Here is a 13,972-nt window from a genome sequence, read left to right as displayed (position 1 = left end):
GAGGACGAGAGGTCAGAGGGGGAGCAGGGCGCGCACGGGGACGTCGGCGAAGCCGGCATCCGCGAGGGCAGCCCGGCCACCGAGCTCTTCGAGTTCGATCACGACCGCGATGCCGACCACCTGCAGGCCGGCGCGGGCCATGAGGCGGAGGGTCGCGGCGAGGGTGCCGCCGGTGGCGAGCACGTCGTCGACGATCACCACGCGGGAGCCGGCGGGCAGCGTGTCGGGGTGCACCTCGAGGGTCGCCGATCCGTATTCCAGCGCGTAGCTCTCGGCCAGCACGGCGCCCGGCAGCTTGCCGGCCTTCCGCACCGCGAGCATCCCCAGGTCGCCGGCCACGGCCGCCGCCGCTCCCAGCACGAAGCCGCGGGCCTCGACGCCCACCACCGCGTCGATCGCCTCGGGCCCCTCGAGCAGGGCGCTGGCCACCGTGCGCAGCGAGGCGGCGTCGGCGAACAGCCCCGAGAGATCCCGGAACAGGATGCCGGGGGTAGGGAAGTCGGGGGTCTCGGTCATCCCGGAACGGATGACGGCGGCGATGTCGGCGGGTGCGGAGGGCATCCGTCCATGCTAGCCAGCTGCCTCGGTAGAGTGACGCCATGCGCACAGTGTTCGGGGTCATCCGCATCATCGCCGCCGGCATCATCATCGCCGCCATCGTGGCGCAGCTGGTGCACAGCATCAGCCTGGTGCCGGATGTGACGCACTTCCTGGTGAACTTCTTCAGCTACTTCACCATCCTCTCCAACGCGCTGGCCGCCGTGGCGCTGCTGATCGGGGCCTACTACTCGTTCACCCGCCGGCGCGATCCGGCCTGGTACAACCTGTTCCTGGCCGCGGTGGTCACCTACATGGCCACCACCGGCGTGGTGTACAACCTGCTGCTGCGGGGCATCATCCTCGATCAGGGCAGCACCGTGCCGTGGTCGAACGAGGTGCTGCACCTGATCGCGCCGATCTACATCGTGCTGGTCTGGATCCTCACCCCCGGCAAGTCGGCCCTGAAATGGCCTTCGATCTGGGCCATCATCGCCTTCCCCCTGGCCTGGTCGGTCTACACGATGATCCGCGGCCCGCTCGTCGGCTGGTATCCCTACCCGTTCCTGAACCCTGCCCAGCCCGGCGGATACGGCGCGGTCGCCGTCTACATCGTGGCGATCGCCGGCTTCATCGGCCTCATGGCCTGCGTCGTGATCGCCCTCAGCCGCACGAAGATCCTCGCCCGCTAGCCTGCGCCCCGCTCCCGCCTTCGACGCTGCCTGGGCGGCCCACGAGTAGGAATTGCTCAGGCGAAGCGGGGGTCGTCGAGGGCGGGGGAGTCGGTGGCCGTGGCATCCGTCATCGGGAGGGCGTCGCCCCACCACTCGCGCAAGTCGTCGCCGTGCAGAACGAACGGATCGCCTCCGGCCGAAGCAGAGGCTCTAGCCGAAGCCGAAGCCGAAGCGGAGGCCGAGGCCGAGGGGGAGCCCGCCTCGCGCAGCGCGCCGTCGGTCGCGGTGAGCGCCAAAGGCGAGTCGCTCGCGAACAGCAGCGCGTTGCCGAGCGGGGCCGGCAGTCGCGGTGACACGTCGAGCACGAGCGCCACGTGGGCGAACACCGCCGCGAGTGTGGCGGCCTGGGCGCGCAGGTAGTCGAAGTCGCCGCCGTCGAGCAGGTTCACCGCCACCAGCCCGCCGGGTTCGGTGACCGCCGCCACCGAGGCGTAGAACTCGGCGCTCGCCACGCGGGCATCGATCCGCGCCGCCTCCCACAGGTCGACGATGACGAGCTCGGCACGCTTCGCACCCGTGGCGGCGGCGCTCGTCCCGGTCCCGTCGGCACGCAGCCCGGCGGTCAGGGCCGCCCGCCGCTGCGTGCGCTCCAGCACCCGCCGCGCTTCGCCGTAGAGCATCCGGATGCGGTTGCCGGGCGGCAGGGGCAGCGCCGCGAGCACCGCACGGCAGAGCTGCCGCTCCTTCTCGACGACCAGCTGCTCCGATCCGGGCCGGCTCACGGCGAGGTACCGCGGCAGCGTCAGCGCCCCCGCGCCCAGATGCAGGCAGCGCAGCGGCTGCCCGGCCGGCGCGTGCGCCTCGACGGCCCGCGCGATCTGCCGCACGTAGGGGTAGGCGAGGCGCCGCGGATCGGTCAGGCACACCCGCGACTGCGGGATGCCGTCGACCCGCAGCTCGTAGCTCAGCGTCGCGTCGTCGACGAGGGCGAGACGGGCGCCGTGCTGCGCGAGATCGAACGAGAAACCCGGGAGGCGGTCATCCATTCCCCCAGCCTAAGAACACAGGGTGAGAAAACCTCAGTAAACGAACGACTTCACCCCCTGAATCACCCGCACCGGGACCACCCATCCGCGCCCTGTACTCTCGACGGGTGGCTCATCTTCTGGGCGCTGAGGCGCTCCATCTCGAATACCCCACCCGAGTCATCTTCGACTCCGTCACCGTCGGCATCGACGAGGGAGACCGGATCGGCATCGTCGGCCGCAACGGCGACGGCAAGTCGACCCTGCTCTCGCTGCTGTCGGGGCGCATCGAACCCGACGCCGGGCGGGTCACCCGCCGTCGCGGCGTGACGCTCGGGATGCTCGACCAGGCCGACACGGTCGACTCCTCCCTCACGGTCGCCCAGGCCGTCGTCGGCGACCTCGACGAGCACGAGTGGGCGGGCGACGCGAAGATCCGCGACGTCATCGGCGGACTCCTCGGCGACGTCGACTGGAACGCCGTCATCGGCACCCTCTCCGGCGGCCAGCGCCGTCGAGTCGCCCTCGCGGCCCTCCTGGTCGGCAACTGGGACATCGTGTTCCTCGACGAGCCCACCAACCACCTCGACGTGGAGGGCATCGCCTGGCTCGCCCAGCACCTCAGGAAGCGCTGGCCGACCGGCTCCGGCGGCCTCGCCGTCGTGACGCACGACCGGTGGTTCCTCGACGAGGTGTCGACCGACACCTGGGAGGTGCACGACCGCATCATCGAGCCCTTCGAGGGCGGCTACGCGGCCTACATCCTGCAGCGCGTCGAGCGCGACCGGATGGCCAACGTGATGGAGTCCAAGCGCCAGAACCTGATGAAGAAGGAACTCGCCTGGCTGCGTCGCGGTGCTCCGGCCCGCACGGCCAAGCCCAAGTTCCGCATCGCGGCCGCCGAGGAGCTGATCGCCGACGAGCCGCCGATCCGCGACACGGTCTCGCTCACCCAGATGGCCACCGCGCGCCTCGGCAAAGACGTCGTCGACATCCTCGACGTCTCGGTCTCGTTCGGCGACAAGCTCGTGCTGGAGGGCGTGGAGTGGCGGATCGCTCCCGGTGAGCGCACGGGCATCCTGGGCGTCAACGGCGCCGGCAAGTCGACGCTGCTCGGCCTCGTCACGGGAGCCGTGCAGCCCACGACCGGCCGGGTGAAGCACGGCAAGACGGTGAAGATCGCCACGCTCACCCAGCAGCTCGCCGAGCTCGAAGACGTGCAGAACGACCGCGTCAGCGAGGTCATCGGCCGCTACCGCACCTCGTACGTGGCGGGCGGCAAGGAGCTGACCCCTGGGCAGCTGCTCGAGCGCCTCGGCTTCACCAGCGCGCAGCTGATGACCCCGGTGAAAGATCTCTCGGGTGGCCAGAAGCGCCGGCTGCAGCTGCTGCTCATCCTGCTCGACGAGCCGAACGTGCTCATCCTCGACGAGCCCACGAACGACCTCGACACCGACATGCTCGCGGCGCTGGAAGACCTGCTCGACTCGTTCCCCGGCACGCTGTTGGTGGTCTCGCACGACCGGTACCTGCTGGAGCGGGTCACCGACCAGCAGTACGCCGTGCTCGACCACCGCTTCCGGCACCTGCCCGGCGGTCTCGAGCAGTACCTCACGCTGCGCAAGCAGGGCGCGGGGTCGGCGGATGCCCGTGCTCGCGACCGCGGACCCGGGGGCACCTCGTCGAGTCTGCCGCCGGCGGGGTCGGATGCTGCGGGTGGAGCATCCGGATCGGGCGCTGCCGCAGCATCCGGAGCCGGCAAGCCCGCTCTCGCCGGAGCCGAGCTGCGCGCCGCCGAGAAGGAGCGCTCCTCGCTCGAGCGCCGCATCAACAAGCTCACCGGCCAGATCGACACCCTGCACCACCGCATTGCGGAGTTCGACCAGTCCGACTACGTCGGCCTCGGCGCCCTCACCACCGAGCTCCAGACCCTCGAGACCCAGATCGCCGAGTACGAGACCCGCTGGCTGGAGCTCTCCGAACTCCTCGACTAGCCTCCGCTCCCTGCGGTGCCCGCCCGTTCCCGCGAGTCCGACCTCACCTCCTCCTGCCGACCCGTCACTCAGTCCCGTTATACGCCCGTCATAACGGGATAAAGTGACGGGTCGGCGAGGGGTGGGAAGAGACCTCAGGCCATCTCGATCGCGAGACGGCGGAGGAGGGCGGCCAGGCGCTCCTGGTCGGCTCGGGAGAGGCCCGAGAGCAGCTCGGCCTCGGCCTCGACGAGGTGCGAGATGGCGGCGTCAACGCGGTCGCGACCGGAGGCCGTCATCGAGACGAGCACGCCACGGCCGTCGTTGGGGTCGGTGCGGCGCTCCACGAGGCCGCGGCGCACCATGCCGTCGATGCGGTTGGTCATGGTGCCGCTGGAGACGTAGGTCTGCTCGAGCAGCGCCTTCGGGCTCAACTCGTGGGGCGCTCCCGCGCGGCGCAGGGCGGCCAGCACGTCGAACTCCCAGGGCTCCAGCTCGACGGTGGCGAAGGAGGCCCGGCGCGTCTTCTCGAGCTGCTTGGCCAGTCGCGACACCCGCGACAGCACCTTGAGCGGCGAGAAGTCGAGCGAGGGATGCTCGCGCGCCCACGCCTCCACGATCTCGTCGACCGTGTCGCGGCTGTCCCGGGAGTTCATCCCCCCATTATCGTGCCCGAACCTCTGGCAGACTGGACTACTGCGCCGGGAGCCATCCCGGCGATCCGCCTTGGTGTAATGGCAGCACGACAGCCTTTGGAGCTGTTAGGTCTAGGTTCGAACCCTGGAGGCGGAGCAATGCCTCGCGGCATTGCCCCGGATGACGGAAGGTATTGCAGTGACCGACGCACGACTCGCCATCATCGTCCTGGCCGCCGGCCAAGGCACCCGGATGAAGTCCTCCACCCCCAAGCTGCTGCACGAGATCGCGGGCGTCCCGCTGATCGGCCACGTGCTCGCCACGGCCGGGGAACTGGATGCCGCGTACACCGTGAGCGTGGTGCGGCACGAGCGCGACCGCGTCGTCGAGGTGATCGAAGACCACTTCCCGTCGAGCATCATCGTCGATCAGGACGACCTGCCCGGCACCGGCCGCGCGGTCGAGCAGGCCGTCGCCGGCCTCCCCGACGACTTCGACGGTGACGTGCTCGTCGTCTCCGGTGACGTCCCCCTGCTGGATGCCGACACCCTGCGCGGCCTCATCGCCGAGCACCGGGCCACTGCCGCCTCCGCCACCCTCTTGAGCGCCGAGCTCGACGACGCCACGGGCTACGGCCGCATCGTGCGCACGGCCGACGGGATGCTCGACCGCATCGTGGAGCACAAAGACGCCACCGACTCCGAGCGGGCCCTGCACGAGATCAACGCGGGCGTCTACGTGTTCGGCGTGCACGAGCTGCGCGACCAGCTGGCCCGCGTCACCACCGAGAACGCCCAGGGCGAGAAGTACCTCACCGACGTGATCGGCCTGCTGCGCCGCGCCGGCTCCGACGTGGCCGCCGTCACCGTGGCCGAGCCCTGGCTCGTCTCCGGCGTCAACGACCGCGCCCAGCTCTCGGCGGCGGCCCTCAAGCTCAACGCCCTGATCGTGCGCGGCTGGCAGCTGAACGGCGTCACCGTCGTCGACCCCGCCACCACCTGGATCGACCTCAAGTCGAGCCTCGGCGAAGACGTGACGATCCTCCCCGGCACCCAGATCAAGGGTGCCACGAGCATCGCCCGCGGAGCCACGGTCGGCCCCGACACCACGCTGGTGGACTGCGAGGTGGGGGAGGATGCGGTCGTGAAGCGCACCGACGCGACGCTCAGCGTGATCGGCGCCGGAGCATCCGTGGGCCCCTTCGCCTACCTGCGCCCGAACACGGTGCTGGACGCCGACGGCAAGATCGGCACCTTCGTCGAGACGAAGAACTCGCACATCGGCCCCGGCAGCAAGGTGCCGCACCTCAGCTACATCGGCGACACCGAGGTCGGCCAGGGCTCGAACGTGGGCGCCGGGACGATCACCGCCAACTACGACGGCGTGAACAAGCACCGCACGGTTGTGGGGTCGCACGTGCGCACCGGGTCGCACAACGTGTTCGTCGCCCCCGTTAGGATTGGTGACGGCGCCTACACGGGTGCCGGAACGGTCGTCCGCAAAGACGTTCCCGCTGGTGCCCTCGCGATCAACGTGGCCCCCCAGCGGAACATGGCCGGCTGGGTCGAGCAGAATCGGCCCGGATCGGCGGCGGCGCAGGCGGCCCAGGCGGAGCAGTCCGCACAGCACTCGGCGCAGGCGCCGGACGAGATCGGAGAATAGGTGTCCGGAATCAAGGCCAGCGGTGAGAAGAGCCTCGTCGTCGTCTCAGGGCGAGCGCATCTGAAGCTGGCGGAGGACATCGCGGCCGAACTCGGCACCGACCTCGTCGAGACCGAGGCGCGCACTTTCGCGAACGGCGAGCTCTACATCCGCTACGGCGAGAGCGTGCGCGGCAGCGACGTGTTCGTCATCCAGTCGCACACCGCTCCCATCAACGAGTGGCTGATGGAGCAGCTGATCATGGTCGACGCCCTGAAGCGCGCCAGCGCCAAGCGGATCACCGTGGTCGCCCCGTTCTACCCCTACGCCCGGCAAGACAAGAAGGGCCGCGGCCGCGAGCCCATCTCGGCCCGCCTGGTGGCCGACCTGTTCAAGGCCGCCGGCGCCGACCGCATCATGTCGGTCGACCTGCACGCCGCGCAGATCCAGGGCTTCTTCGACGGCCCCGTCGACCACCTCTTCGCCATGCCGGTGCTGCTCGAGCACATGCGCCAGTCGCTCGATCCCGCCACCCTCACCGTCGTCAGCCCCGACATGGGCCGCGTGCGCGTTGCCGACATCTGGAGCGACAAGCTCGGGGTGCCGCTGGCCATCATCCACAAGCGCCGCGACCCGCGCGTGCCCAACCAGGTGAGCGTGCACGAGATCGTCGGCGACGTGAACGGCCGCGTCTGCCTGCTGGTGGACGACCTCATCGACACCGGCCGCACCATCGTGGCGGCCGCCGAGGCTCTCAAGGCCAACGGCGCCACGGGTGTCGTGGTCGCGGCCACGCACGCCGTGTTCTCCGACCCGGCCACCGAGATCCTGCAGTCCGACTTCATCGACTCGGTCGTCGTCACCGACACCCTGCCGCTGCCGTCCGAGAAGCACTGGGACCGCCTCACGGTGCTGCCGATCGCCCCCCTGATCGCCCGCGCGATCCACGAGGTGTTCTCCGACGGCTCGGTCACCACGATGTTCGACGGCGACGCGTAGGCACCCTTTCGGGCTTAAACTGGTCGGCATGAGCACAGCGTCGATCGACACCTTCACGCCCGAGGCGGGCGCCGTCACCATGTTCTCCACGAGCTGGTGCGGATACTGCGCGCGACTCAAGAAGCAGCTCGACGCGCAGGGCATCGCCTACACCGAGGTGAACATCGAGGAGGTCGAGGGCACCGCCGAGCTGGTGGCTTCGGTCAACGGCGGCAACCAGACCGTGCCGACGCTCATCTTCCCCGACGGCTCCACGGCCACCAACCCCTCGGCGCGCGAAGTCGCCGAGCGCATCGGCTGAGGCTCGTGGCCGATCGCACCCCCTGGTCGCTCTCGGGCGCTCTCCGCGGCATGTTCGCGAAGCGCACGATCGACGCCGAGACCTGGGAAGACCTCGAAGACGCGCTGCTGAAGGCCGACTTCGGGCCCACCGTCACCGAGGCCGTGGTCGACGACCTGCGCGCCAAGGTGCAGCGCTACAACACCACCGACCCGAAAGACCTGCAGCGGATGCTCCGCGAGTCGATCGAAGAGCGCCTCGCCGCATACGACCCCACGCTGAAACTCACCGAGCGGCCGGCCGTGGTGCTGGTCGTGGGCGTGAACGGCGTCGGCAAGACGACGACGATCGGCAAGTTCGCGCGCTTTCTCAAGACCTACAACCGCACGGTCGTGGTGGGTGCGGCCGACACCTTCCGTGCCGCCGCCGTGGAGCAGCTGGCCACCTGGGCCGAGCGCGCCGGCGCCGCGATCGTGCGCCCGCAGCACGAAGGTCAGGATCCGGCGTCGGTCGCGTTCCAGACCATCGAGATGGCGAAGAACACCGGCACCGAGATCGTCATCATCGACACCGCCGGCCGCCTGCAGACCAAGGGCGGCCTGATGGACGAGCTGGGCAAGATCCGCCGCGTCATCGAGAAGCAGGCCCCCGTGGCCGAGGTGCTGCTGGTGCTGGATGCCACGACCGGGCAGAACGGACTCGCCCAGGCCGACGCGTTCATCCAGCACGCCGGCGTCACCGGGCTCGTCATCACCAAGCTCGACGGCTCGGCCAAGGCCGGCTTCGTGCTCGCGGTGCAGGAGAAGACCGGCATCCCGATCAAGCTCGTCGGCCAGGGTGAGGGCATCAACGACCTCACGGGCTTCACGCCGCACGTGTTCGCGCAGAACCTGGTCGGCTAGGCGGACGTCTTCCCGGCGTCGACGCGGTCGACGAAGGCCTCCAGCAGCGGGAGGGTCTGTGGGTGGCGCGGGGTGTCGGCGTGGGTCGCTCCATCGAGCACGTGCCATTCGGCGTGGGGCAGCTGCGCGCGGAGGTGCTCCATCGCCGTGAGCCGCTCGCGGTCGCGCGTGCCGGCCAGCAGCAGTACGGGCATCGGCAGGGCGGCGAGCTCGGCATCCGTCACCCGGGGGAGCCGCTCGGCCTCGCGCATGTAGGCGGCCAGGGCGGCGGCGTCGTTCGCTTCGAACGCCATCCGCGTGGCCGCGTCGACGGGGTGACCGGATGCGCGCTCCCACGCCGCGAGGAAGCCCGCCATGCCCCCGTGCTCGAGTGCGGTGATCGCCCCGTCGAAGAACACCCGATCGAACACGCCCACGCCGGTGCCGGGGGCGCCCGCGACGCTGGCGAGGCTCCGCACGCGCTCCGGATGCGCGGTCGCCACCGCGAGGGCGACCCGCGCACCGAGGGAGTAACCCACGACGTGGGCGGCGGGCACGCCCAGGGCGTCGAGCACGGCGATCACGTCGCCGACGAAGAGGTCGATGCCGTACGACGCGGCCGTGTGCGGCTTGTCGCTGCGCCCGTGGCCGCGCAGGTCGAGCGTGATCACGCGGTGCGAGCCGCCGAGAGCCCGCAGGTAGCCGAAGCCGCGCCAGATGGCCTGGGAGAGAGCGGTGCCGTGCAGCAGCACGACGGGCGTTCCCTCCCCGATGCTGCGGTAGGCGATGCGAGAGCCGTCGGCGGGGTTCGAGGCGAAGTCCATCCTGCCCAGAATACGCCGGCCGCAGCTGTACAACGTTGTAGTGTGGGGTGACCACCGCACGGCAAGGGGATGAGATGGCTGCGACGCTGCACGATGTGGCCAATCTCGCCGGCGTCTCGATCAAGACCGTGTCGAACGTGGTCAACGACTATCCGCACATCCGCCCGGAGACGCGCCAGAAGGTGCAGGCGGCGATCGACGAGCTCGGCTACCAGCCGAACCTTTCGGCCCGGAGCCTCCGCAGCGGGCGAAGCGGGGTGATCGGCCTCGTGCTGCCCGAGCTCAGCCTCAGCTACTTCGCCGAGCTCGCGGATGCCGTCATCGCGAACGCGGAGAAGCAGGGCATGGTGGTGCAGATCGAGCAGACCGGCGCCGATCGCGACCGCGAGATCGCGGTGCTCACCAGCCCGCGGATGCGATTGACCGACGGCCTCATCTTCAGCCCGCTCGGCATGGGGCAGGACGACGTCGGTCACCTCGACGTCGACTTCCCGATGGTACTGCTCGGTGAACGGATCTTCGGGGGCCCGGTCGATCACGTCACCATGCGCAACGTCGAGGCCGCCGAAGCCGCGACCCGGTTCCTGATCGACTCCGGGCGGCGCCGCATCGCGGTGATCGGCGCGCACGAGGGCGAGGTCGTCGGCTCGGCGGCGCTGCGTCTGCGCGGCTACCGCGATGCGCTCGAGGAGGCCGGCATCCCCTACGACCCGGCTCTCGTGAGCCACACCACGCTCTGGCACCGCGCCAACGGCGCCGCGTCGATGCGCGAACTGATAGACGGCGGCGTGGAGTTCGATGCCGTGTTCGGCCTGAACGACGCCCTGACGCTCGGCGCTCTGAGGGTGCTGCAAGAGAAGGGCATCCGGGTTCCCGGAGACGTGGCGGTGATGGGCTTCGACAACATCGACGAGGCGCAGTACACCGTGCCCAGCCTGAGCACGATCGACCCGGGGCGCGAACGGATCGCCGAGCGCGCGGTCTCGCTGCTGGTGCAGCGCATCCGGGAGCGCGATGCCCGGCCGGGCGTTCCGCAGGAGATCTTGGTCGACTTCTCCGTCGTGCCCCGTGAATCGGCACCCGCCGGGGCGTGAGGGTGTGCTGACGACCACCTGACCGTGCCGGGTTGACACTGTCAGGAGCCGGGGTTACTGTACTTCTACAACGTTTACCTACAACGTTGTAAATCATCGCAGAAGCACTCTCCCGAACACCTCATCCTGATAGACGAAGACGTCGCGCCGGCCGACACAGCAGTCACCCGGCAGAAAGGCTCCTCATGAAAAAGCTCCTCACGGCCGCCGCCGTGCTGGCGGTCGCCTCGCTAGGCCTCGCCGCCTGCTCGTCCGGCAGCGACTCCGGATCGGCCTCCGGCGACCCGGTCACCCTCACCTTCTGGCACGGCTACACGGAGGCCGACGGCGACGTGCTCGAGGGCATCGTCGACGACTTCAACGCGGCGCACGACGACGTGAAGATCGAGACCGAGGTGAAGACCTGGGCCGTCATCGACGACACCCTGCTCACGGCCCTCTCGGCCGACCAGGGCCCCGACATCGTCGCGATGCCGGCCGAGCGCCTGCCCGTCTACGCCTCGAAGGGCGCCTTCGCCGACCTCACCGACTTCTACGCCGACGACGCGAGCAACACGAGCGAGCTCAACCCGCAGGCGGTCGCGATGGAGACCGTCGACGGCACCGCGTACGGCGTGCCCACCGGCTTCGTGCCGCTCTCGGTCTTCTACAACAAGGCGCTGTTCGCCGCCGCCGGCATCACCGAGTTCCCCACCACCTGGGACGAGTGGGTCGCGGATGCCAAGAAGCTCACCGTCGACCAGAACGGCGACGGCACCCCCGAGCAGTACGGCATGGTGCTGCCCGACCACGCCACCGTGGCCAACGGCGTCTGGCCGAGCCTGTTCTACGGCAACGGCGGCGACGTGGTCGAAGACGGCACCACGGCCGTGATCGACTCTCCCGAGAACGCCGAGACGCTCGAGTACTGGAGCAAAGCCGTCATCGACGACAAGATCTCGCCCACCGGTGTCGACGGGGTGAAGGCCGACGAGCTGTTCAGCTCGGGCAAGGTCGCGATGACCATCGGCGGCCCCTGGATGGCCTCGATCGCCAAGGACAACGCCATCGACTACGGCATCGCGGCGATCCCCGCCGGCCCGAAGCAGCAGGCCGCCTCGGCCATCGGCGTCTCGATGGGCATCACGGCGCAGGCCGATGACGCGAAGGCCGCCGCGGCGAAGGAGTTCTTCTCCTACTTCTTCGAGCCCGAGGTGGCCACTGCGTGGTCGCTCGGCTCGGGCTGGCCGCCGCTGCGCACCGACATCCCCGCCTCCGACGTGGCCGACAACGCCACGGTCGCCGCGCTCACCGAGATCGCGGGCACCAGCCGCGCGCTGCTGCCCGGTGTGGTGAACAGCTCCGACGTGCTGACCGAGATGGATGTCGCGACGCAGAAGGCCCTCGCCGGCGGCGACGCATCGAGCCTGCTGGGTGACGCCCAGACGGCCATCCAGAGCACGCTCGACGAGCAGTAGCACCACGGATGCGCGGGGCCGGTGCGCCCCACACGCCCGGCCCCGCGCATCCGCTGCCCGACCAGAGCCCCCACGCGAAGGATCCGAGATGACCACTCACGCCACCCGGCCGCCCCGCCGCTACCGCCCCCCGGGCCAGCTCGGCGGCCGCGGACCGATCGGCGGCCAGGCCAAGCGCCGGCTGACGATCGCCGGCTTCCTGCTGCCGGCCATCGCCATCCTCACCCTGTTCGTGTTCTGGCCGATGATCTCGGCGCTCCGCCTGTCGTTCACCGATGCCAGCGGATTCGGCCGCGAGAAGTTCATCGGTCTCGACAACTACGCCGAGGTCTTCACCGATCCCGACATCCTGCGGGCGATGGGCAACACGGTGCTCTACACCGTGATGTTCACGCCGCTCGCGGTCGTCCTGGCCCTGGTGCTCGCCCTCGCGCTGAACAGCCCGCACCTGCCCTTCCGTGGCGTGTTCCGCACCTGGCTCTTCCTGCCCTTCATCGTGTCGCTCGCCGTGGCGGCGTTCGCCTGGCAATACCTGCTCGACCCGCAGGTGGGCCTGCTGAACTACTGGCTGCAGGGCTTCGGCATCCGCATCGGCAACGTGCTGCAAGACCCGGTGCTGGCGATGCCCACCGTGGTGCTCGTGGCGGTGTGGAAGAACTTCGCCTTCTACATGATCGTCTTCCTGGCCGGGCTGCAAGAGATCCCGGGCAGTCTCTACGAGGCCGCGAAGATGGACGGCGCCGGGCCGTGGTCGCGCTTCCGCAACGTCACGATGCCGCTGCTCGGCAACACCACCGGCTTCGTGCTGATCATCGCCACCATCGCGGCGCTGCAGGCCTTCGACCAGATCTACGTGATGACCGGCGGTGGCCCCTACAAGAGCACGCAGACCGTGGTGATGCAGATCTACCAGTCCGGCTTCAAAGACCTCGACCTCGGCTTCGCCTCGGCACTGTCGTACGTGCTGCTGATCGCGACGCTCATCCTCAGCCTGGTGCAGTTCTTCGTCACCGGCCGACGTGAGAAGGATGTGGGCTGATGACCGCTCTGACCGAACGCCCGCCCCGCACACCGGATGCGCCGGCCGCCCGCCCCACGGCGAAGCGCCGGGCGCCGCTGCGCCGCATCGGCCCGTGGCTGTTCTTCGCCGCCATGCTCGCCGTTGCCCTTCTGGTGCTGCTGCCGATCATCATCATCGTCTTCACCGCCTTCAAGCCGGTGGCCGAGGTCAACGCCTTCCCGCCCTCGCTGGTGCCGGGCGACTGGACGCTGGACAACTTCACCCGCATCTTCACCGAGCTCCCGTTCGGCCGGCTGATCCTGAACAGCTTCGTGTTCGCGGGCGGTGTCACACTCTGCGCCCTGGTGTTCGACTCGCTCGCGGCCTACGTGCTCGCGCGGATCGACTTCCGCGGCAGCCGCGTGCTGCTGATCGTGATCGTCGCGAGCCTGATGATCCCGTTCCAGGCCACCCTCATCCCGATCTACCAGCTGGTCGCCGACTTCGGCTGGGTGAACACCTTCTGGGGCCTGATCATCCCGAGGGCGGCGGATGCCTTCGGCATCTTCTTCCTGCGCCAGTTCTTCCTCTCCCTCCCGCGCGACCTCGACAACGCCGCGCGCATCGACGGGGCGAGCGAGTTCCGCATCTTCCGCAGCATCGTGCTGCCGAACGCGGTGCCGGCCCTGCTCACGCTCGGTATCTACACCTTCGTCAACAACTGGAACGACCTGCTCTGGCCGCTGGTGTTCACCACCCAGCAGGAGATGGGCACCATCACCTCGGGCCTGACCCTGCTCACCGGCCCGAGCGGCATCGTGCCCTACGGCGTGATGATGGCGGGTTCGCTGATCGCCGTGGTGCCCCTTGCTGTGATGTTCCTCTTCGTGCAGAAGCGCTTCATCGAGAGCGTCGCCAGCACGGGACTGAAATAGGCCGGCAGGAGAGAGC

General features: G+C 69.5%; 14 protein-coding genes and 1 tRNA gene. 11 read left to right on the top strand and 4 right to left on the bottom strand.

All coding sequences use genetic code 11. The features are described from left to right. Positions 1-12 precede the first annotated feature (12 nt). Complete coding sequence (locus ACN4JJ_RS10110; protein ID WP_440709780.1) at positions 13-561, bottom strand: adenine phosphoribosyltransferase; 549 nt, start codon at positions 559-561, stop codon at positions 13-15. A 38-nt stretch (positions 562-599) separates the two neighbouring features. Between ACN4JJ_RS10110 and ACN4JJ_RS10105 the strand changes: the two genes are divergently transcribed. Then, positions 600-1,229, top strand: a complete 630-nt coding sequence (locus ACN4JJ_RS10105) for a Pr6Pr family membrane protein (protein ID WP_440709779.1) — start codon at positions 600-602, stop codon at positions 1,227-1,229. A 56-nt stretch (positions 1,230-1,285) separates the two neighbouring features. Here ACN4JJ_RS10105 and ACN4JJ_RS10100 read toward each other — a convergent pair whose 3' ends face one another. Then, a complete protein-coding gene (locus ACN4JJ_RS10100; RefSeq protein WP_440709778.1) occupies positions 1,286-2,257 on the bottom strand; it encodes a spermidine synthase in 972 nt (323 codons plus the stop codon). 107 nt (positions 2,258-2,364) lie between these two features. Here ACN4JJ_RS10100 and ACN4JJ_RS10095 point away from each other — a divergent pair, with 107 nt between their 5' ends. Continuing rightward, complete coding sequence (locus tag ACN4JJ_RS10095) at positions 2,365-4,230, top strand: ABC-F family ATP-binding cassette domain-containing protein (protein WP_440709777.1); 1,866 nt, start codon at positions 2,365-2,367, stop codon at positions 4,228-4,230. 134 nt (positions 4,231-4,364) lie between these two features. Here the strand turns inward: ACN4JJ_RS10095 and ACN4JJ_RS10090 are convergent, their stop codons facing one another. After that, a complete protein-coding gene (locus ACN4JJ_RS10090) occupies positions 4,365-4,865 on the bottom strand; it encodes a MarR family winged helix-turn-helix transcriptional regulator (protein WP_440709776.1) in 501 nt (166 codons plus the stop codon). A 64-nt stretch (positions 4,866-4,929) separates the two neighbouring features. Here ACN4JJ_RS10090 and ACN4JJ_RS10085 point away from each other — a divergent pair. The 5 genes from ACN4JJ_RS10085 (at position 4,930) to ftsY (ending at position 8,667) form a co-directional block, all read left to right on the top strand. Next, positions 4,930-5,001 (top strand) — tRNA-Gln (locus tag ACN4JJ_RS10085). Between the two features lie 42 nt (positions 5,002-5,043). Beyond that, positions 5,044-6,507 (top strand): bifunctional UDP-N-acetylglucosamine diphosphorylase/glucosamine-1-phosphate N-acetyltransferase GlmU, encoded by a 1,464-nt coding sequence (gene glmU / locus ACN4JJ_RS10080; protein ID WP_440709775.1) that lies wholly within the window; start codon positions 5,044-5,046, stop codon positions 6,505-6,507. Beyond that, on the top strand, positions 6,508-7,485 hold the full coding sequence (locus tag ACN4JJ_RS10075) for a ribose-phosphate diphosphokinase (protein ID WP_440709774.1): 978 nt from the start codon (positions 6,508-6,510) through the stop codon (positions 7,483-7,485). It begins immediately after the preceding gene. A 28-nt stretch (positions 7,486-7,513) separates the two neighbouring features. Further along, entirely contained in the window at positions 7,514-7,786 is a 273-nt protein-coding gene (locus tag ACN4JJ_RS10070; RefSeq protein WP_291052266.1) for a mycoredoxin, read from the top strand. A gap of 5 nt (positions 7,787-7,791) precedes the next feature. After that, positions 7,792-8,667 (top strand): signal recognition particle-docking protein FtsY, encoded by an 876-nt coding sequence (gene ftsY / locus ACN4JJ_RS10065; protein ID WP_291052264.1) that lies wholly within the window; start codon positions 7,792-7,794, stop codon positions 8,665-8,667. On the opposite strand, the gene ACN4JJ_RS10060 is transcribed toward ftsY, so the two are convergent. After that, positions 8,664-9,470 carry an alpha/beta fold hydrolase gene (locus tag ACN4JJ_RS10060; RefSeq protein ID WP_440709773.1) on the bottom strand — a complete coding sequence of 269 codons (807 nt, stop codon included), beginning with the start codon at positions 9,468-9,470 and terminating at the stop codon, positions 8,664-8,666. The genes ftsY and ACN4JJ_RS10060 overlap by 4 nt on opposite strands. Positions 9,471-9,544: 74 nt before the next feature. On the opposite strand from ACN4JJ_RS10060, the gene ACN4JJ_RS10055 reads away from it, so the two are divergent. From ACN4JJ_RS10055 to ACN4JJ_RS10040, 4 genes are all read left to right on the top strand, one after another. Then, positions 9,545-10,564, top strand: a complete 1,020-nt coding sequence (locus tag ACN4JJ_RS10055) for a LacI family DNA-binding transcriptional regulator (protein WP_440709772.1) — start codon at positions 9,545-9,547, stop codon at positions 10,562-10,564. A gap of 185 nt (positions 10,565-10,749) precedes the next feature. Next, positions 10,750-12,021 (top strand): ABC transporter substrate-binding protein, encoded by a 1,272-nt coding sequence (locus ACN4JJ_RS10050; RefSeq protein WP_440709771.1) that lies wholly within the window; start codon positions 10,750-10,752, stop codon positions 12,019-12,021. Positions 12,022-12,109: 88 nt separating this feature from the next. After that, complete coding sequence (locus tag ACN4JJ_RS10045) at positions 12,110-13,060, top strand: carbohydrate ABC transporter permease (RefSeq protein WP_440709770.1); 951 nt, start codon at positions 12,110-12,112, stop codon at positions 13,058-13,060. Further along, entirely contained in the window at positions 13,060-13,956 is an 897-nt protein-coding gene (locus ACN4JJ_RS10040; RefSeq protein WP_440709769.1) for a carbohydrate ABC transporter permease, read from the top strand. Before ACN4JJ_RS10045 ends, ACN4JJ_RS10040 begins: the two co-directional genes overlap by 1 nt. Positions 13,957-13,972 lie beyond the last annotated feature (16 nt).

This window comes from Herbiconiux dendrobii, assembly GCF_052048175.1.
Taxonomy (GTDB): Bacteria; Actinomycetota; Actinomycetes; order Actinomycetales; family Microbacteriaceae; genus Herbiconiux.
The sequence above is the reverse complement of the archived record's forward strand: the minus strand, read 5'-3'. Positions and strand labels throughout refer to the sequence as shown.